General features: G+C 50.6%; 21 protein-coding genes. 16 read left to right on the top strand and 5 right to left on the bottom strand.

Going from position 1 to position 19,339, the window contains the following annotated elements; genetic code table 11:
• Nucleotides 1-125 precede the first annotated feature (125 nt).
• The 4 genes from IPP66_04520 to IPP66_04505 all read left to right on the top strand — a co-directional run bounded on the left by IPP66_04520 (nt 126) and on the right by IPP66_04505 (nt 4,135).
• The gene (locus IPP66_04520) at nt 126-1,841 is read left to right on the top strand and encodes a hypothetical protein (protein MBK9924537.1); all 1,716 of its coding nucleotides are present in this window, start codon (nt 126-128) and stop codon (nt 1,839-1,841) included.
• Between the two features lie 227 nt (nt 1,842-2,068).
• Entirely contained in the window at nt 2,069-2,752 is a 684-nt protein-coding gene (locus tag IPP66_04515; GenBank protein MBK9924536.1) for a (d)CMP kinase, read from the top strand.
• Nucleotides 2,749-3,435 carry a 1-acyl-sn-glycerol-3-phosphate acyltransferase gene (locus tag IPP66_04510; GenBank protein MBK9924535.1) on the top strand — a complete coding sequence of 229 codons (687 nt, stop codon included), beginning with the start codon at nt 2,749-2,751 and terminating at the stop codon, nt 3,433-3,435. Before IPP66_04515 ends, IPP66_04510 begins: the two co-directional genes overlap by 4 nt.
• Nucleotides 3,410-4,135: a 1-acyl-sn-glycerol-3-phosphate acyltransferase gene (locus IPP66_04505; GenBank protein ID MBK9924534.1), complete on the top strand. Its 726-nt coding sequence runs from the start codon at nt 3,410-3,412 to the stop codon at nt 4,133-4,135. The genes IPP66_04510 and IPP66_04505 overlap by 26 nt, the downstream gene beginning before the upstream one ends.
• 196 nt (nt 4,136-4,331) lie before the next feature.
• Here the strand turns inward: IPP66_04505 and IPP66_04500 are convergent, their stop codons facing one another.
• The 5 genes from IPP66_04500 to IPP66_04480 form a co-directional block, all read right to left on the bottom strand.
• A complete protein-coding gene (locus IPP66_04500; GenBank protein ID MBK9924533.1) occupies nt 4,332-4,709 on the bottom strand; it encodes a hypothetical protein in 378 nt (125 codons plus the stop codon).
• A gap of 242 nt (nt 4,710-4,951) precedes the next feature.
• Entirely contained in the window at nt 4,952-5,290 is a 339-nt protein-coding gene (locus tag IPP66_04495) for a hypothetical protein (GenBank protein MBK9924532.1), read from the bottom strand.
• A 247-nt stretch (nt 5,291-5,537) separates the two neighbouring features.
• The gene (locus tag IPP66_04490; GenBank protein MBK9924531.1) at nt 5,538-7,082 is read right to left on the bottom strand and encodes a glycosyltransferase family 39 protein; all 1,545 of its coding nucleotides are present in this window, start codon (nt 7,080-7,082) and stop codon (nt 5,538-5,540) included.
• 23 nt (nt 7,083-7,105) lie between these two features.
• Nucleotides 7,106-7,597, bottom strand: coding sequence for a hypothetical protein (locus IPP66_04485; protein ID MBK9924530.1), 492 nt, complete (start codon nt 7,595-7,597; stop codon nt 7,106-7,108).
• Nucleotides 7,573-7,845 (bottom strand): hypothetical protein, encoded by a 273-nt coding sequence (locus IPP66_04480; GenBank protein ID MBK9924529.1) that lies wholly within the window; start codon nt 7,843-7,845, stop codon nt 7,573-7,575. The genes IPP66_04485 and IPP66_04480 overlap by 25 nt, the downstream gene beginning before the upstream one ends.
• Nucleotides 7,846-8,047: 202 nt before the next feature.
• On the opposite strand from IPP66_04480, the gene IPP66_04475 reads away from it, so the two are divergent.
• The 12 genes from IPP66_04475 (at nt 8,048) to IPP66_04420 (ending at nt 19,313) form a co-directional block, all read left to right on the top strand.
• Nucleotides 8,048-8,548, top strand: coding sequence for a hypothetical protein (locus tag IPP66_04475; GenBank protein ID MBK9924528.1), 501 nt, complete (start codon nt 8,048-8,050; stop codon nt 8,546-8,548).
• Between the two features lie 2 nt (nt 8,549-8,550).
• A complete protein-coding gene (locus tag IPP66_04470) occupies nt 8,551-11,325 on the top strand; it encodes a HAMP domain-containing protein (protein ID MBK9924527.1) in 2,775 nt (924 codons plus the stop codon).
• A 171-nt stretch (nt 11,326-11,496) separates the two neighbouring features.
• A complete protein-coding gene (locus tag IPP66_04465; protein ID MBK9924526.1) occupies nt 11,497-13,455 on the top strand; it encodes an APC family permease in 1,959 nt (652 codons plus the stop codon).
• Nucleotides 13,456-13,460: 5 nt separating this feature from the next.
• Nucleotides 13,461-14,123: a TrkA family potassium uptake protein gene (locus IPP66_04460; GenBank protein ID MBK9924525.1), complete on the top strand. Its 663-nt coding sequence runs from the start codon at nt 13,461-13,463 to the stop codon at nt 14,121-14,123.
• Between the two features lie 2 nt (nt 14,124-14,125).
• Nucleotides 14,126-14,818, top strand: coding sequence for an NAD-binding protein (locus IPP66_04455; protein MBK9924524.1), 693 nt, complete (start codon nt 14,126-14,128; stop codon nt 14,816-14,818).
• Nucleotides 14,819-14,920: 102 nt separating this feature from the next.
• Complete coding sequence (gene rpmH, locus IPP66_04450; GenBank protein MBK9924523.1) at nt 14,921-15,091, top strand: 50S ribosomal protein L34; 171 nt, start codon at nt 14,921-14,923, stop codon at nt 15,089-15,091.
• 21 nt (nt 15,092-15,112) lie between these two features.
• Entirely contained in the window at nt 15,113-15,463 is a 351-nt protein-coding gene (gene rnpA, locus IPP66_04445) for a ribonuclease P protein component (GenBank protein MBK9924522.1), read from the top strand.
• 43 nt (nt 15,464-15,506) lie between these two features.
• Complete coding sequence (yidD, locus tag IPP66_04440; protein ID MBK9924521.1) at nt 15,507-15,743, top strand: membrane protein insertion efficiency factor YidD; 237 nt, start codon at nt 15,507-15,509, stop codon at nt 15,741-15,743.
• A gap of 15 nt (nt 15,744-15,758) precedes the next feature.
• Complete coding sequence (locus tag IPP66_04435; protein ID MBK9924520.1) at nt 15,759-16,883, top strand: PQQ-binding-like beta-propeller repeat protein; 1,125 nt, start codon at nt 15,759-15,761, stop codon at nt 16,881-16,883.
• Nucleotides 16,884-16,890: 7 nt separating this feature from the next.
• Entirely contained in the window at nt 16,891-17,643 is a 753-nt protein-coding gene (locus IPP66_04430; GenBank protein ID MBK9924519.1) for a membrane protein insertase YidC, read from the top strand.
• 9 nt (nt 17,644-17,652) lie between these two features.
• Nucleotides 17,653-18,399, top strand: coding sequence for a protein jag (locus tag IPP66_04425; GenBank protein ID MBK9924518.1), 747 nt, complete (start codon nt 17,653-17,655; stop codon nt 18,397-18,399).
• Nucleotides 18,400-18,422: 23 nt separating this feature from the next.
• Nucleotides 18,423-19,313, top strand: a complete 891-nt coding sequence (locus IPP66_04420) for a ribokinase (GenBank protein ID MBK9924517.1) — start codon at nt 18,423-18,425, stop codon at nt 19,311-19,313.
• Nucleotides 19,314-19,339 lie beyond the last annotated feature (26 nt).

Genomic DNA, 19,339 nt, shown 5'->3' with positions numbered 1-19,339 from the left:
GAGCGTCCTTCGACTACGGGCTTCGCAAAGATCGCTCTGCCCTCCGCTCAGGACGGAAACTCTGATAGGGAAGAGCGAAGTCGAAGCGCCGTCTCGCATAGAATAAATACAGGTAAAATACCCTTATGAACTCCTCCCGACTCAAATACGAAGGCTGGCTATATGGGCTGGCCTTTCTTCTCGCCCTCGGTTTTCGCCTCGTTCAACTCGGCGCCGCTCCCCTTGCCGATTCAGAAGCACAGTTCGCGTTGCAGGCATTGCAGATCGCGCAAGGTAAGGCAACCCTGCTTGGCCCACAACCCGCGTACATACTCTTTACCAGCATTCTCTTCCTCGTCATTGAAAGCACGAACTTTATGGCGCGCCTCGCCCCTGCTCTTGTGGGGAGCTTACTCGTTTTCGCGCCCTACTATTTCCGTGAAAGACTTCACCCTCGTCCCGCACTTATTCTTGCCTTTCTCTTTGCATTCGACCCCGGCCTGACCGCCCTTTCACGTCAAGCCAGCGGCACCATCTTTGCTGTGACTTTCCTGCTCTTTGCATGGGGCATGTGGATTAATGGACGCGCCATCCCAGCCGGTATCTTCGCTGGTCTTGCGCTTCTCTCTGGACCTTCGATCTGGTCCGGCGTTCTGATGCTTGGTATAACCTTCCTCTTTTGGCAGGGCATGAAGAGCAACGCAAAACAAGATGTGATGCCCGATATACGAAGCGCGATCATTGCACTCATTTCCACGCTCATCCTTGCTGGCACGCTCTTCCTCACCACTCCACATGGACTCAGCGCATTGTTCAACTCGATCCCGGCCTACCTCAAGGGCTGGACGGCCCCCTCTGTTTTCACTCCATCGCGCATGCTCATTACCTTCGTCGGTTATGAAATATTGGGGATCTTCCTCGCCATCTTCGCATTGATCCGCGGCATTCGTTTGCAAAGCCTGCGCTACATTCGCTGGGGTATTTGGTTGGGAGTTTCCTTGTTGGTGGCTATCTTCTATCGTCAGACGAGTGAATTGGCGTGGGTCATCATTCCGCTGCTTGTGCTTGCCGCGCGTGAACTTTCGCAAAGCTTTGATATTTTCCTCGATGAACGCGTGGAAGTCAGTGTGGTGGCCGGGGCGATCTTGATCCTGTTGATCTATATCTGGTTCAATGTTGCGAATATTGGATTGAACCCCTATGAACAGTTCACCACCACACCGTTGAACCTTTTCAACAAAAGCGTTAACCTGCCTTTGGGTCCACGCTATATCGTGTTGATCGGGGCTTCGTTGATCCTTGCCGTTTGTATCATCCTTGTTGCGCTGGGATGGTCTGCGCGCACGGCTCGGCTCGGTACGACCTGGTCGTTCTCGTTGTTCCTCGGTATCTATGCCCTCGGCGCGGCCTGGAGTGCAAGCGGAGTCCGCTTGCCGACCGGTGTGGAATTATGGTCCCCAGATCAACCGCCCACCCAGGCTAAATTACTGACCGCCTCCGTGAACGATATTTCCATGCTGAGCAGTGGACACATCGACTCGCAGCCGGTGACGATCATGGGCATTCAATCTCCTGCGCTTGAATGGGCACTGCGGAACCATGAAGTGAAAGTCGTTTCCGTGCTTGACCCGTTGAATGCGCCGCCCATCGTCATCACGCCATTGATGAATGAGTTGGGCTTACCATCTGCCTATCGCGGACAGGATTTCACGTGGCGACAGGCTCCGTTGTGGGATACGATCCAACCTCAGGCTTGGATTGGTTGGGCCGTATATCGTCAACTCCCGCGCGATACAGAGACCATCATCCTTTGGGCACGTGATGACATGTTCCCTGACGCACGTCAAGACACACAACCGTAAATTTCTAAACCGCAAAGCCCGCCAAGGGCGCGAAGAAAAAATCTTTGCAAAATGGTCAAATCCCGAAGGGATGGCAGGATTGTAGACCAGATGACACCGGCGAATAATCCCGAAGGGATGACATGATTTGTGCAAAGCCATGACACCCCTTCAGGGTTCATCACACGGCATTTTATTCCTACAATCATTTCACGCCTTCGGCGTTTGAATGGAAACGAAAAATATATATGACAAATAAATCTGTACCAGCCATTATCGCAATAGACGGCCCCGCCGCTTCGGGGAAATCCACTTTGGGGTTGAAGGTGGCTGAAACGCTTGGTTATCTCTTCTTCGATACGGGTGTGATGTATCGCGCTGTGACGTGGATCGCGTTAGATCACAGCCTTGATGTGAAGGATGAAGACGCGGTCACAGCTTTAGCGGAATCGATGCCCATTGATGTGGAACCAGCTTCAAAGTCGGATGGACGCGCGTGCGATGTCTTTGTGGCAGGAAAAGATATCACGTGGGAAACGCGTCTGCCGGAAGTGGATGCCAACGTGTCAGTCGTCTCAGCATATGCCGGTGTGCGGGCGGCGTTGAGCAAACAACAGAGACGCATCGGTCAGCGCGGCAAGGTTGTGATGGTGGGACGTGATATTGGCACAGTGGTGTTGCCCGAAGCGGATTTGAAGATCTATCTCGATGCCTCCGCCGAGGAACGTGCGAAGAGGCGTTTTGATGAGATGAGCGCGCGTGGTGCGGACGTGAACTATGAAAATATTCTTGCGAAGGTGATCGAACGTGACCGCATCGACTCGACGCGCGATGTGGCCCCGTTGCGTGCGGCGGATGATGCGGTGGTGATCGACTCTGATAAAATGAACGCGGACGAAGTCTTTGAAAAGGTGTTGGCCTTGTGCAAATGAGTGATGTGTATCGCGTTCCGTTGAAGTTCAAGTTGAGCCGCCCGGTGGTGAAGGCGGTCTTTCGGGGGATTTTTCATGTATTGGCAAATGTAAAGATCACAGGCAAAGAAAATATCCCGTATGGAAAACCGTATGTAGTCGCGATGAATCACGTCTCGATCTTCGATCCTCCGTTTGCGGGCTCGTTCTGGCCTGAAGAGTTGGAGATCATTGGTGCATCAGATGTGTTCAGCAAACCTGTTCAAGGACAGGTGTTGAAGATCTATGGTGTCATCCCCGTGCATCGCGGCGAATATGACCGCACCTTGTTCGCGCGGATCATTTCGGTCATTAATGCCGGGTATCCGTTGTTGATCGCGCCCGAGGGCGGACGTTCGCACGTCACTGCAATGCGACGTGCCCAACCCGGCGTGGCTTATATCATTGAACAAACGAACGTGCCTGTTCTGCCGGTGGGCTTGATCGGCACGACCGAGGATTTCTGGCATCGTGCTACACATGGTGACCGGCCCTCGTTGGTCATGAATATAGGCAAGCCCATCACCTTGCCGGAGAACACAGCCAAGGGGAAAGAAAAACACGAAGCACGTCAGGCAAATGCAGACCTTGTGATGCGTCATCTGGCCGGGCTGTTGCCCGAAGAATATCGCGGCGTGTATGCAGACTCCGTCATCCTCCCCTGAGCCGAAACCCGTCACTGATTGGTGGCGGCCCGACCTCGTCAAATTACCAGAGTTGACCCTGCCTCGCAGGGTCTTTCGCTTTTTGGCGCGCGGGTTCGCGAAACTGATTGTGTTCGTTTTGACGAATGCGAAAGTGAGCGGAGTGGAAAACTTCCCCACACATGGACCGGCTTTAATAACCATCAACCACCTCGGCGATGCGGATGCTGTTCTGTTGGCCGCATCCATCCCTGCCAACATTGATGGGATGGGCAAGATCGAATTGAATGAAGACTGGCTGGCGGGACCGGCCCTACGTGCCTACGGAGTCATCTGGGTGCATCGCGGCAGGCCGGACCGTAAAGCTGTGCGCGCCGCGCTCGAAGGTTTATCTCAGGGACGGTTTATCGCGCTCGCGCCGGAAGGACGTCAATCTGTGGCCGGCGGCCTCGAAGATGGGACGGAGGGCGCCGCCTTCCTCGCGATGAAGTCCGGTGCGGCCATTGTCCCTGTGGCGATGACCGGAACGGAGAACGAAAATATTTATGGTTCGATGAAAAAGTGGAAGCGTGCAAAGGTCACATTGACGGTAGGAAAACCGTTTTATCTAAAAGAGAACGATAACCGTCAACTGATGCTGAAAGAAGGGACGGAACAGATCATGGAGTCCCTGGCGGTGTTGTTGCCGGAGGGGTATCGAGGGAAGTATAGGGGTGGGTAAATAAAAACAACTGCCTTGAGATTCAAGGCAGTTGTTGCATTATCTCGATGCTTTTACGGGGTGCTTTGTTCGGCGTCTCTTACAACTGGAAGACTCCTGACTTTGACAAACCCTACAACTCCACGAGTTTAAGCCTTATTTTCTGTGCAACTTTGAACGAACCATACCAATCTCCAGTTGAAAATCACAACAAAAACTAGGCCAAAAGTAAACCTAGATTCACAGCATATACTGATAGAAAGCCTGTAAGAGCGACAAGAGCTGTAGCGATTATTATCGCCCAGAGCGCCATTTCAAGTGGGCGTTGCCGCTTACGACGTTGCTTGAAAAGACTATCATTTCGGATCTGTGGACTTCTGAAAACATCTTTGGCATTATCGGCGCTTGAGCCAAGGATAAGCCAGCTAATCACAAAGAGAGCAAGTCCCACTTGTAATAATCGATTTCCCACTTGTGGGATGTTAAGCGAATTAGATAATGCTGAAATGCTTATAACCAATACTACCAAGAAAATATACACACCTAAAACTAAAAGAATAAAACGGCGTATCGAAGTTGATAATTTTATTTGCATGTTTCTCTAGTTTACTGTTTTATTGGTTAGATGCTGTTGGCTTTGCCGCCTAACGGTTTGCGTTAGCGGCGGACGCGGGCGGGGCAGGAAAAGGTTTGAGATGTAGAAAAAGCTCGAAGCCAGAAAAATGCTTGAAAAGGCGCAGACTCCCCGCCGTCCGCTGCACGCTGTGTTAGCTGGCGTCTTCACTATACTCAGCCAGTGAATTTCGTGCATGGTTCTGTATGTGTGCACCAATATTTTCACATTCGTCTTGATTTAATATAGAATCTTATCATCATTGGTGCCCAAATGATCGCTGGACCCCATTGTATGACCAAACAAATCGCGTAGAGAATCGGATGCTTTTGAATTGTAAGCCAATGAATGTACTCGCCATGATTGAATACACCAGCCTCCCAGCCGATGGGCAGCGGGGGGTATCCCTGCATTGGCGCTTGTTCTGGAGTTATAGCAGCATGAAAATTAACTACCAAAATACCACCGATGAACGACAAGAGAAGGCTAAAGAAAAATAGCCAACCAGAGGCATAAATTCTTTTCAAGGTCGTGAAAAAATCTATCTCGCGTGTCTTCTTCACTGAGTTCTCTTATCTACGAAAAGTAAAGTGTGATTTGCAAAGCGATACGGTTTTTTGCCCTCACAACACAACATACTAGCTCAAGCCAGCTAACTAGTGATTATACGGCCGCAGTATAACGGATTATAGACGGCCGCCGCCTAATCCCCAAAATGGAGTGTTATACGGCTAAAAATAAAAATTTACTAAACTATAGTTGTTCTCGAAAAAATCTATTATAAGCAATTCATTGTGTCACTATAGAAACCTACCGATACGATTTCATCGTGGGCCAAATCCTATCGGGGGGAATGACAGGCTTTCTGCACACATGAATATAAAGTTTGCCAAATGACATGTCATACTTGTATTGCACTTCCCTCTTCATTTCACATTCTTTGAAAAAGAGATCCAGATAGTTTATTTTGCCTGCGACGATGATCATCGTGTCCCAGGAATACCCCGGCCCCCAGAGATAGTAGGTCAACGATCCGCTGACGGCGTGAGGAAGGCCATATTGTGGTCCCAGGTGATCTATCGCACCGGCGGGCATGTACCATTCCGCGTAGATGCCCGCTACTGCGCGCTCTTCCTGTGGAAGTTCATTGTATACATCGGCTACATCACGGATCATTTCGTCCCATCCCAGGCGGCCAAAGATGGCTGGTGAGACTCGGAACGTCTGACCGTTGAATTCTTTCACCGGCGGGATCATGGACTTGAATGAGTCGCTGAAGGACAGTAATTGTTCTACCGGCAGTATGGGGAGACAGAGTGGGATGGAGACAGCGCCTGCGGCTAACAGATACATCGTGACGCTGACTCGCATCCACTTTCGCCATTGGGCACGATCAGATAACTCTTCTATAAATACGGCACCTGCTGCAAGGAGTGGCATGAACACTTCCGCGAGCATTCTTGCGGAGGCGTGGATGGTAAACAACGTCCCCAATGCACCTACGAAGAATACTCCCAAGAAGCTGTAGTCCACACCATCGAGGCGGCGAAAGATCCGATATAGTCCGGCCAGCCATAAGGGCAAAAGAAGCGTGTGCATGTAAACAAGAACGTTCACCAGATATTGGGGAAGAGACGCCTGATAGACTCGGTGCGTCCCATAGTTTGTCCAATATTCGAGCGTGGGCCAGTCATTGGCATACTGCCATAGCAAATAGGGAGAGACGATGATCGCGCACAGCGCCGCTCCCAGCCACGGCCAGGGCGTCAACAGATCCTTTCGATATTTCGAAGCCAACAATGCGACCAAAAAGCCCGGCCCTAAAAACAGGATGGTCATCTTGGTCATGCAGGCGATACCTGCGATCATCCCCAGAAGGATCCAGAGTTTGCGATTCCCTGTGCGTAGAAATCGAACAAGCGTGTACAGAAAAACAGACAGTATCAACTGGTCGATGCTGTCGTAACAAAAGACCGAGTCAACGCTGAGCCAGATGGGAACGACGATGAACCCCAGCGCGGCCAGCGTCACAGCAAATGTTTTGCCTCCGAACTCTTTTGTGATCATGCATATGAACACCAATGTCCCTGCTCCAGCGAGCGCTGGAACGATGTGCATAGCGAACAATGATTCCCCCAGTATTGCGCGGCTGAGTGCCATCAATGCCGGAACGAGCGGCGGCAGGTCCACATACCCGAAAGCCAAATGACGGCTCAATGCAATGGTATAAAACTCGTCACCGAAGAAACCATATCCTGGGGCACTATACAGATGAATAGCGAATTTCACCAAGGCGGCAAGGAAAATAACGAAGTTGATGGACGACAATCCGAAGATGCGCTTTTGTTCTTGCATACCATTTATCCATTGCGAAAGGTTTACTTTGACAGGAAGTTCTCAACATCCTTGATGAACTTCACGGTTTCTTTTTCTATGTGCTTTGTTAATGTGTCCAAGTCATGAAAATCGGGGTTGTCTGCTACTATGTGCTCCAGAATTGAATCGGCGCCTTTTGTGGTTGGTACGAGGTGATAGGTATTCCAGTTACTTTCCTTGAACAGCTTCCAATATTTGGATTGGACCTGTTTATTGGCTCCCGCCAGCCAAACTTCAAATCTCATTGACTCGTGAAGGAATACGACCGCTATTTTTAATTTTTTATCGCCCAATGATTTTGGGTAAAAAGAAAAATAGGTCATGTCCATGTATCCAAAATAAATGCTTCCCGACACAAAATGGTCAGGGTATTTGTTTTGGAAATATGTCTTTAGATACAGGATGTACTCCATTAACCCTTTATACGCCTTGCTAATCACCCCTTTTTTCATTTGCTTTCTATATTCATCTATATATTCGTGAAACGATTCCATGTTGGTGTCTCCATCTTGTAACCTAGTTGAGTTAGCCGTTCAACACACAGATCCTGAACGGCCTTGTGATGAGTATCCATGATCGTCCGGGGAGCTTGGGCAATGAATTCCAGGTCTGTGGTGTAGCGGCTTTTGTCTGCCTCGGGAGCGGCAGTTGGGGTTACCTTCACAGGAGCACATGCCCCCAGAAAGAATAGCAGTGACAAAATACTTGCCTGCAGAATAATGCCTGATTTGGAATTTCTCACGATATACCCTTTTCTGAACACATGGAAAGAAGCAATCGACATTTAGAATTTGAGTAAATAAAGAGTAAAGAACTAAACCACCTTTGAAATAATACAACCATCCCCCGGTCCATTTCACGTGTCGTTTGTCACTTCTTGAAAAACCTGTCAAAACGTTAAGTCCACCTTCTCCCTGTACGGATTAACGCTATAATCTCCCTCTATGCAGTTCATTGCGTCGTTGTTGACCAACCTGCCTTACTTGAATCCCATTCCATTGGCGGGGTGGCTGGTATGGTTTGGGTTCGCAGGGCTACTTGGGTTGGCGCTATACGGCTGGCGAAATTATCAGGTGGAGTGGACTGGACGGACATGGGGGATATTTGTCGCATTGCTTGTGACGGCTATTTTCGGTGCATTGTTCTTTGGTTTGAAATTTTCAACGCCCATGTTGCCCAGGCCGGGTTTGCCCGAGGAACCCCCCGGTTCGCGGCTGATGCTCTTCTCTGCCATCCCGTGGATCCTTGCGGGCGGCTGGCTGGGACCGATTGCCGCGGCGGCATTGGGCATGGTCAGTGGGTTGTTGCGCGGAGTGTGGGATACACACAACTTTTTCACACTTCTTGACTTCGGTTTGATGGCCGCACTGTTCTCGGTCTTTGCGCGGCAACGATATCGTACTCCCTTCTATCGTTTAATGCGACAGCCCTCGTGGGCGCGTTGAGTTTGATCATCCCACACGTGTTGTTGTTCGTGGTGAGCGCGTTCTTTACCGTGTCCTCTTTTGCGTCTGTGACGGAGCGACTGGATTACGCGATCAGCAATGCCGGTGTGGTGGCGTTGGCTTTCGGCGGCGAGATGTTGATCGCAGGTCTCGTGGCGCAGATCGTTGCAGTTGCTTTCCCTGTGCAATGGGGTGGCTTGGGGTCATTGCAACCCTCGCCCGCAGAAAAAAGCATAGAGACACGTTTCCTCTCCGGCACTGGCACCATCATTTCCATTTTGTTGGTCACGCTGTTGTTCGGTGACTGGGTCATCGCTGGCCGCGCTGCGCGCAACCTGTTGGAGGAACGTCTCTCCAGCGTAGCGCAGGTCGGCTCACAGAGTGTCCCATTCTTCCTCGAAGCAGGGCAGAATCTCGCGAGTCAGATCGCTTCTGATCCGCAGTTGAATGATCCTTCTACGACTGATGTCTCTGCGTTGCTGGGTCAGCAGATGCAGTCGATCCCTTATTTCAATCAATTGATCTTGTATGACCTGCAAGCCAGTTCTATCATTGCAAGTTATCCCGCTGACTTTTCTCCACAGTTGACCGCACAGGAAGAGACGGGAGTTGTGCTCACCGCACAAGGCGTACCGAATCAAATGTATTCGATCCCGCCTGATGCCAGCGGTGGTGCCGCACGGATTTCGTTCCTCGCTGTATTGCCGGGAGATACACGCGTGTTGGTCGCACGGACAGACCTGCAAACAAATCCTTATATGCGTTCCCTTGTCAGTAGTTTGAATAGCTTGGAGGAAGTGAACGGCTCAGGGATTCTCATCGATGAGCAGGGACTCATTCTCTATCACCCACAAACATCGCAGGTGATGACTCAATATCAAGGTGGCCGCCCCGAACAACAAGGTTTCTTTCAAGAAACCGCCGCAAATGGGACCCGACAACTGGTCTACTTTGAACCGGTGCCCGGTCACCCCTGGTCCATTGTATTGACTGTCCCTGCGCAAGAGACTCAACAGATCGCCATTGAGATCGCGTGGCCGATCTCAGTTATGATCGTGTTGCTCGGTTTGTTCGCGTTGTTCTCGTTGCGTTTGAGTCTGCGCGTTGTGACCGGCTCATTACAAAACCTTGCCACCGAAGCCAAACATATCGCCGCAGGTAAATTAGATCGTCCGCTTCAGACCACCAGCGGTGTGGATGAGGTCGGTGAGTTGCGTCGTGCCTTCGAACAGATGCGTGTCAGCTTGCAAGGCCGCCTCGATGAACTGAATCGATTGTTGGTTGCCAGTCAGGGAGTTGCCTCCACCCTCGAACTCGATGAAGCACTCGATGCCGTCCTCAAGGCCCTCGTGGAGAGCGGAGCGAGTTCGGCACGTGTTGTCCTTTCGCGCGATATGATCCCCGGCTTGGTTGAGATCCCCTTCCGGTATTCCAGTGGGCCTGAAAAAGATTCGTACATGCATCTGGACCATCAGATCCTTGCCCTCACGCAACAGCAGGATCGACTCGTGATGGCGGCTCTTTCCCGTAACCGCGGCCTGGATATTGACCCCAATCTTCCTCACCCCGAATCCTTATCCGCCATTGCCTTGCGGCATGAGAACCGTTACTTCGGTGTGTTGTGGGTGGCGTATAAAAAACAACGTGTCTTCACTGAATCGGATATCCGTTTCATCACCACGCTGGCATCTCAGGCGGCGTTGGCTGTTGCCAACATCCGCTTGTTCCTGGCGGTCGAAGCGAGTCGCCGTCAGCTGGAAACAATTCTTAACTCCACACCAGACCCGGTGTTAGTGACCGACGCGTCCAACCGTTTGATTTTGGCGAACCCGGCTGCGAGTCATATTTTTGGCATCACGATCCGTCGTGGCGAACGTCAAGACCTGCAAAGGACGATTCAGATCAAGCCGCTGTATGACTTGTTGCAAGCGTCATCCGAGGATGGACGCACCTCCGAGATCAACATGCCGAACGGCAAGACCTATCTTGCTACGGCTTCTGCCATGGTCGCTGAAGACCGCACGGTTGGACGTGTGTGCATCATGCGCGACGTGACGCAACTCAAAGAGATCGACACCTTGAAATCTGAGTTCGTGTCCACGGTGAGCCATGATCTGCGTTCGCCGTTGACTCTCATGCGCGGGTACGCCACCATGCTGGAGATGGCCGGTGAGCTGAACGAGAATCAACAACTTTACATCAAGATGATCGTGCAGGGTGTGGATAACATGGCGAAACTTGTCAGCAACCTGCTTGACCTCGGGCGCATCGAATTTGGCGTGGGCTTACAGTTGGAAAGTATCCCTGTGCTTGATATTATCGAGCGTGTGACCGGCGGTTTGCAACTGCATGCGACGGCGAAAGAGATTTCCCTTTCTGTGGAACTCCCCAAAGATTTGCCTCACGCGGTGGAGGCCGACCAGGCTTTGTTGCATCAAGCCGTGTACAACCTGGTTGAGAATGCCATCAAGTACACGCCCAATGGTGGCGAGGTGATGGTCAATTTGCTGTCCACACCGGAGACCTTGACCTTCGCGATCAAAGATAGCGGTATCGGCATCCCGAAAGATGATATGAAGCGTTTGTTCGAAAAGTTCTATCGCGGTACGAACCGTGAAGCGTTGGCGCAACGCGGCACAGGTTTGGGCCTTGCGATCGTGAAATCCATTGCGGAGCGACACGGCGGCAAGGTTTGGGTGGAAAGTGAATTGGGCAAGGGAAGCACGTTCTTCCTGCTCATTCCTCTTAAGCAGACGAAAGAAAACCAGCCCGGATAACAAAAAACAGCGAACCCTTGGTGGCTGTTAAGGGTTTATGCTGTATGTTATTTTGTTGTCAAATTTGCTTATCAGATTTTTTAGGCTAATCCTGTTTTTAGAATTTGGACTATAATGACCGTCACACCTCGCATTTTGCGAGGGCTATTTTTGTAAGCAGTAAGAGAAAAAATGCTAACCCCTGAAAACAATCAAACCGAAATCATGCGGCGGCAGAGCGATTATCAGCCGCCGCGCTCCTTGAGTCATTGGCTCATTGGGCGCCCCCTATCCACAGCCGATGCGCCACATCAGACGATTGGTAAAAGAGTCGGCCTTGCCGTCTTTGCGTCTGACGCATTATCGTCGACTGCCTATGCCACACAAGAAATATTAGGTGTGTTGACTGTGGCAGGCACAGCGGCATTCGGCTATGTCTTCCCCATCTCAATCGCGATTGTCATCCTGTTAATGATCGTAACGATCTCTTATGAACAGACGATCCATGCCTACCCGGGCGGAGGCGGCGCGTATATTGTCTCCAGGGATAATTTGGGAGAATCGTACGCTCAGGTGGCTGGCGCTTCGCTGTTGATGGATTACATCCTGACCGTAGCGGTGTCCATTTCTTCGGGTGTCGCGCAGATCGTGTCAGCTTATCCGTCTCTGGATGAATACCGTGTAGAGATCGCTGTAGCGGCCGTCCTCCTTATTATGATTATCAATATGCGTGGCGTAAAAGAATCAGGGACTGCATTCGCGATTCCTACCTATTTCTTTATCGCGATGATGTTCATTACAGTGGGCACCGGTTTGTTCCGTTATTTCACTGGCTCCTTGGGGACGGTTATTGACCCACCAATGATGCATCTTACCGAAACGCTTGCGCCCATTAGTGCGTTCTTATTGCTTCATGCTTTCGCAAATGGAACCACAGCACTAACAGGCGTGGAAGCCATCTCGAATGGTATTACAGCATTCAAAGAACCGCGCAGTCGCAATGCCGGTATTACTTTGATCTGGATGTCCATCATTTTAGGAACGCTCTTTATCAGCATCTCCTTCCTGACAGGCAAGATCGGAGGCGTATTCTCCGAGGAAGAGACGATCGTTTCGCAATTGACCCGTACCATATTTGACGGGCGAGGACCGATGTATCTTGCCACTATTGCCGCGACCACAGTCATCCTTCTCATGGCCGCTAATACTGCCTTTGCTGACTTTCCTCGTTTGAGTGCATTAGCAGCTTCCGATGGGTTTCTTCCCCGACAGTTAACTTTCCGTGGGAGCCGTTTGGTTTATTCCAACGGTATCGTTACACTTTCCATTATCGCGTCTATTCTTATCATCCTCTTCAAAGCAAGTGTTACTTTACTGATTCCGCTTTATGCGATCGGTGTCTTCCTCTCTTTTACCCTTTCCCAGACGGGTATGGCAATTCGCTGGAAGAAGATCGGTCAATTGAAGGAAGGCGAGAAGATCGTTGAAACAGGATCGGTCTTACATCCTGACAAGAAGTGGCGCTTTAAGATGTTCGTCAATGGATTTGGCGCTGTCTGTACTGCTATTGTGATGGTTGTTTTTGCTGTCACCAAATTCCGTGAGGGTGCATGGATCATCCTGATCATCATCCCCTTATTGGTTTCACTGTTCTTTACGATCCACCGCCATTATAAAGATGTAGCCAAGCACCTTACCCTCGATAAGTTCAAAGGTTTGCCTACCAGGCAGACTCGTCATCGTGTGATCTTGCCGGTCGCTGGCGTGCATCAGGGAACATTGGATGCGTTGCGTTATGCCAAGCTTCTTTCTGATGATGTGACGGCTGTGCATATTTCACTGGATGTTGCAGAGACGGAAAAGGTTCAGAAAAAATGGAAAATGTGGGGAGACGGTACCCGTCTCGTTATTCTCGATTCCCCATACCGCCTTTTTATCGAACCATTGTTGGAATATCTGGAAGAGATCATAGGTCAACGCCAGCCGAATGAGACGATCACCATCGTTGTTCCGCAATTCATGCCATCCAAACGTTGGCATAATGCTTTGCACATGCGTACGGCTAATGTGTTACGTCAAGAACTATTAAACAAACACGGGGTCGTCGTCACAGACGTGCCCTATCATGTACACAAAGAAGAGAAGGAGTAAACCTTATGAACTTTATTATTGTTGGTTGCGGCCGCGTTGGCGCGGAACTCGCATACCATCTGTTCAGTAGCGGTCATCAGGTTGTGGTTGTGGATAGCAATCGTCAGGCTTTCAATCGTCTTCACCCCGATTTTCGTGGGCGCACCTTGGAAGGTGAAGGCTTGGCTGAAAACGTGCTCGAACGCGCCGGTATCCGTGAAGCGGATGGGTTGGCGGCTGTCACAAATTCGGATGCGTTAAACGCTGTTGTCTCTCATGCGGCACGTGAATTTTTCAATGTGCCTGTGGTGGTCGCGCGGAACTACGATCCCAGTTTGCGCAGTGTGATCGAGGCTTTTGGATTGCAGACCGTTGGATCCACCACTTGGGGAGCGCAACGTGTGGAAGAAATGTTGATCAACCCCAAAGAAAAAGTTGTTTATTCTGCCGGGAACGGTGAAGTAGAAATCTATGAGGTTCGTATCCCTGAAGAATGGAACGACCGTACTTTAGGCGAGTTATTGGATTCGCTTAAAGAGTGCTGTCCGGTCGCTTTGACAAGGGCAGGTCGCTCATGCCTGCCTGATATGGGTGCGAAGCTTCACACCGGCGACTTGCTGAATGTCAGTTCTACGTTCGATGGTATTGGAGCGCTGACAGCACGTCTATCTGTAAAGGCGGAGGCGTAACTATGTTTGTACTGATTGTAGGCGGTGGGCGCACGGGGGCACGTCTTGCCAACCTGTTGATTAATGAGAATCAGAAGGTTCGTCTGATTGAAAATCGCCATGAATTACTTTCGCATTTACACCAGGAACTTCCCACAGAAGTGATCTATGAAGGTCATCCTATTGAGCCAAGAGTGTTGGAAGCAGCTGGTGCCAAGGATGCCCATGTACTTGCGGCAGTAACAAGTAACGATGCTCTCAACTTGGCGATATGTTTTATTGCCAAAACAATGTTCGATGTGCCGCGTACGATTGCGCGCATCAACAACCCGAACAATGCCTGGCTCTTCAACGAGAAGTTCAAGGTGGATGTTGCACTCAATTCCTCCGATGTGTTGGCGCACATGATCCAGGAAGAAATGTCATTGGGCGATATGATGACACTCTTCAAGATCCGCCGCGGACGTTATTCAGTGGTGGAGGAGAAGGTGCCCGCGGGTGCTAAAGCCATAGGTGTCGAGATCAGGAACCTAGGACTTGTTGAGCACTGTCTAATTGCGGCGATCATCCGAGACGGGGAGATGACCCTGCCACGTGGTGACAGCACATTGCAGGAAAATGATGAGATTATCGCAGTTGCAAGCCCGGAAGGCGTGCAAAAGCTGTCGGAATTGCTTGCTTTTCCTGTTTACCCGACGCGAAACGGGAAAAAATAGCATTTTGCCCTGACTCTGAATTGACCGAATCGAAATCCCTACGGTATAATTCCGTGCCCCTCAAATAGGGACAGCTATTATTTTTGAAACGAGGAAGAAAGAATGCCAAAAAGAACGTATCAACCGAAAATTCGACGCCGTGTCCGTGTACATGGTTTCCGCAAGCGAATGTCCACTGCTGATGGGCGTGCTGTTCTCAAGCGCCGCCGTCTGCGTGGTCGCCATCAATTGACCGTTACAATGAACGAACACGTAAAAAAGGTTCGCTGGTAAGTCAGCGCTTAAGAGGCGCGGGTGCAGAGAAAGTTCCGTCTGACCCGGTCTGATGATTTCAAGCGGGTGCGGCGTTCTGGCAAGTCCTATGCCCACCCGCTTGTTGTGTTGATAGTCCAGGAAAGTGATGAGCCTCACGTACGTGTGGGCATCACTGCTGGGCGGACGGTCGGCACAGCGGTAATTCGCAACCGGGCCAAACGTCTTTTGCGCGAGGTGATGCGGCCCATCATCCCAACCATCGCTTCAAATCTGGACCTGATCCTGATCGCTCGAGCCGGACTGGCATCTGCCACCCTTGAAGAAGTCAGCGAAACAGTTACCAACCTGTTGAAGCGCGCAAAGATTATCACCCCTCTACATGAATCCTGAATTTCACTTGCACGATTATTCCAATGAACCGCGTTTGCGTGATATGCCACGTACGCTTTGGAATCTACCGCGCATTGTGGAACTTTCCCTTATCCGCCTATATCAAATGACACTCTCAAAAGGCCTGCCGCCGAACACTTGCCGCTTTTATCCTTCCTGTTCACATTACGGATATCAATCGGTATACAAATATGGTGTGTTTAAAGGTTCAGCCATGGCGGCGTGGCGGGTGTTGCGATGTAACCCGTTCAACCCCGGGGGCTACGACCCCGTTCCATAGGAGTTCGATTTTCCAATGAGTAAGAAACTTTTGTTAATTAGCATGGTCCTGCTTGGCGCTGTTCTTTTAAGCGCGTGTGGAGGTTCTGTACGCGGTACCACCTGGCCCGGCCTGGCTGTGGACGAAACGACAGCTTATTTATCTGACCTGACCTTTGTATACGGTATCAATCTAAGCGATGGCAAGGAAGTCTGGCGTTTTGCAGACCCTGATGACAACAAAGCCCAGTTCTACTCCACGCCGGTCATCACGCCTGACGGGCTGGCTATTGTTGGTAGCGCTGCTGGTAAGCATATCTTATATGCGCTTAACCCCGCTGATCTTGTAACGAACAAAGATATCAAAAACCCTGCCATTGAATGGATGTTTACTGGCGCAAAAGGTCCGTGGGTGGCTGCTCCTCTTGTGATCGGCGACCTTCTTTTCGCCCCCAACTCAGACGGCAACCTGTATGTTTTGAACTTGAATGACGGTCAATCCCAAAAACAGGCAGTTAAAGTTGTTGAATTAGCTGGCCGTTTGTGGGCACAACCTGTAACGGACGGTGAGCGCGTATTCATCACATCTCTGGATCATAGTGTTTATGCCGTAGACGTTGCAACCTATAACATCCTTTGGCATGAAGATGTGGCAGGAGCTATCCCGGGTTCACCCGCAATTGGTTCAGACGGCATGTTGTATGTTGGTTCGCTTGATCCCCAACTTGAGCAGTTTGATCCTAAAACCGGACAGCATAAATCTGCCCTTGCCACCAAGAACTGGATCTGGAGCACACCTGTTGCTGATGGTGACATGCTCTATTTTGGAGATTTGGACGGGAATTTCTATTCCTTCAATACGTCCACTGGTACATTGAATTGGAGTATTCAGCCGGATGGAGCTATTACAGCCAGCGCTATTCTTCAAAACGACCATCTCCTGCTTGCGACTGAATCGGGCAATATCTATGCCATTGAAAAAGAGACGGGTAAGACCCTGTGGTTCGAGCAGATCGACAACAAGGACGACGCCGGTAAGATTTACACCACCCCTGTAATTGCTGGCGATAACATTCTGGTTGCCTCGTTGGAAACCGAGTACTATCTCGCCGCGTTGGATTCGAACGGCCGCCAGGTGTGGACGTTCATCCCTGGAAAGTAGAGGAACCATGTGGGATCTTTTTATTAACATTTTTATCAATGTTCTGCTGACAATCTATAACTTTCTTGGCAGTGGACCGCACATGTTCGGTGTTGCGATCATCCTGTTTACCATCTTGATTCGTATCATCACTTGGCCGCTGAACGCCCAGCAAATGAAGGGCGCCAAGGCAATGCAGGATATGCAAAACGATAAGGAATGGCAAGCCATTCAGAAGAAGTACGCCAAGGACAAGGAAAAACTTGCGCAAGAGCAAATGCGTGTGTATCGCGAAAAGGGTATCAATCCTTTTGGTTCTTGTTTGCCCACGCTCATTCAATTCCCGATCCTCATCGCGCTGTATCAAAGCATTATCCGCGCACTGGCATCCACCCCGCTCGATCTTCTGAAACTTTCGAAGAGCATCATCTTCCCCTTCCTCAATGTTTCAGACCTGATCCCGCTCAATAGCAAATTCTTGTGGATGAATTTGGGACAGCCTGAACCGTTTTACATTTTGGCGGTCATTGTGGCGGCCACTACTTATATTCAATCCAAGCTTACCCTGCCGCCCTCTGTGGACCCCAATGACCAGAGTGCCGCCATGGGCCAATCCATGGCCATCACCATGCCGCTTATGTTGGGATGGTTTGCACTGACCTTCCCCTCGGGGCTGGCAGTCTATTTCATCACCAGCAACTTGCTTGGTATTATTCAATATGCCGCGCAGGGAAAAGCCAACTGGAGCAATCTTTTACCGAAGAGTATGCAAAAACAATAGGAGGCGGGTATGACTCAAAAAACCACGCTGGAGATCATTGCACCAACTGTTGAAGAAGCCATCGCACAAGGCCTCGCAGAACTGGGGTTGACGGCGGATGCGGTCAGTGTCGAAGTATTGGATACCGGCAACAAAGGCCTGTTCGGATTGGGAAAGCCGCAAGTACGAGTCCGTTTGACAGTGAACGGACCGGGTGGCGTAGAAGTTGTCGAAGAGAAACCAGCCGCTTCCAAGACGGAGCCGAAACCTGTTCCTGCAAAAGTAGTGGAATCCACTCTGGAGCATGATCCACTGCTCGACCGCACGGAATCCGTCATCTCCAAACTCATTCATATGATGGGATTGGAAGCACAGGTCTCCGCGCATTATGGCGAGACCGACCGTGACGACCGACGCTACATCAACGTGGATGTGCGTGGCAGTGACCTGAGTGTTTTGATCGGACGTCGCTCTGATACGCTCAACGCTTTTCAGTATTTGGCGTCACTGATCATTGGCAAGGATACACAGCAATTTGTACAATTGACGGTGGATGTGGAAGGATATCGCGACCGCCGTGAAAAACAATTGATACAAATGGCAAAGCGCATGGCTGACCAGGTTTCTAAAACCGGCCGCAAGCAGACACTTGAGCCGATGCCCTCTGCGGAACGTCGCATCATTCACATTGCACTGCGCGAAAATCCCGCCGTGAAGACCGAAAGTGCTGGCGAGGAACCCTATCGCAAAGTGGTGATCCTTCCCAAGGAAGACTAAGCATATGGAGCGAGATACGTAAAGTGTCTCGCTCTATTTTTTTCTCACGGTATAATTCATTCATGCCAGACCCTGCTTTGCTTGCACCGGTGGATTATCTTGTGATCGGTCATGTTGCTCGTGACCTGATTCTCGAAGGCTCACTGTTGGGTGGCACGGCGGCGTACTCAGCTCTAACGGCTCGTGCTTTTGGCCTGCGTGTGGGGATCGTGACCGCGGCAAGCTCTGATGTTTCATTGGAATCGCTGAATGGAATTCCTGTCCATTCGACCAAATCCAAAGCCAGCACTACATACGAAAACATTTATACCGAAAACGGACGTGTACAATACCTGCGTGCTCAGGCTTCTCGTATTGACCTGAACGATGTCCCTAAGGCCTGGCGAATGGCTTCGATCATTCATCTCGGCCCCATTGCAAATGAAGTGGACTCGGTCTTACCGCAAGGCTTTTCACCTTTATTGCTTGGTCTGACCCCTCAAGGTTGGATGCGCCAATGGGACTCCAACGGTCTCGTCTCGACCTGTAACTGGTCCGGCTCCGAAGCGGCTCTTCCTCACGCTGGAGCAGTAGTTCTCAGTCGCGAGGATGTGAATGGCGATGATGAACTCATCGAACACATGGCCCAACAGACCAAGATACTCGTCGTCACTGAAGGTGCGGCAGGCGCAGTTTTATATTGGAATGGAGATCGCCGTCGCTTCTACGCTCCTTCAGTCGATGAAGTGGATGCGACCGGTGCGGGCGATATCTTTGCCACTGCATTTTTTATACGTTTATTGAACACACGTGACCCATGGGAAGCGACTCGTTTTGCGACGCTGATCGCATCCCATTCTGTAGCACGCATTGGATTGAACGGCATCCCCACGCCTCTTGAGATCGAACAATCCATGATGGTTGTCATACCGTAATCTAAAATCGGAAATCGGACATCGTA

Origin of the sequence: Candidatus Defluviilinea proxima, from assembly GCA_016721115.1 — a bacterium.
Classification (GTDB): domain Bacteria; phylum Chloroflexota; class Anaerolineae; order Anaerolineales; family Villigracilaceae; genus Defluviilinea; species Defluviilinea proxima.
This window is presented reverse-complemented; position numbering and strand designations above follow the sequence as displayed.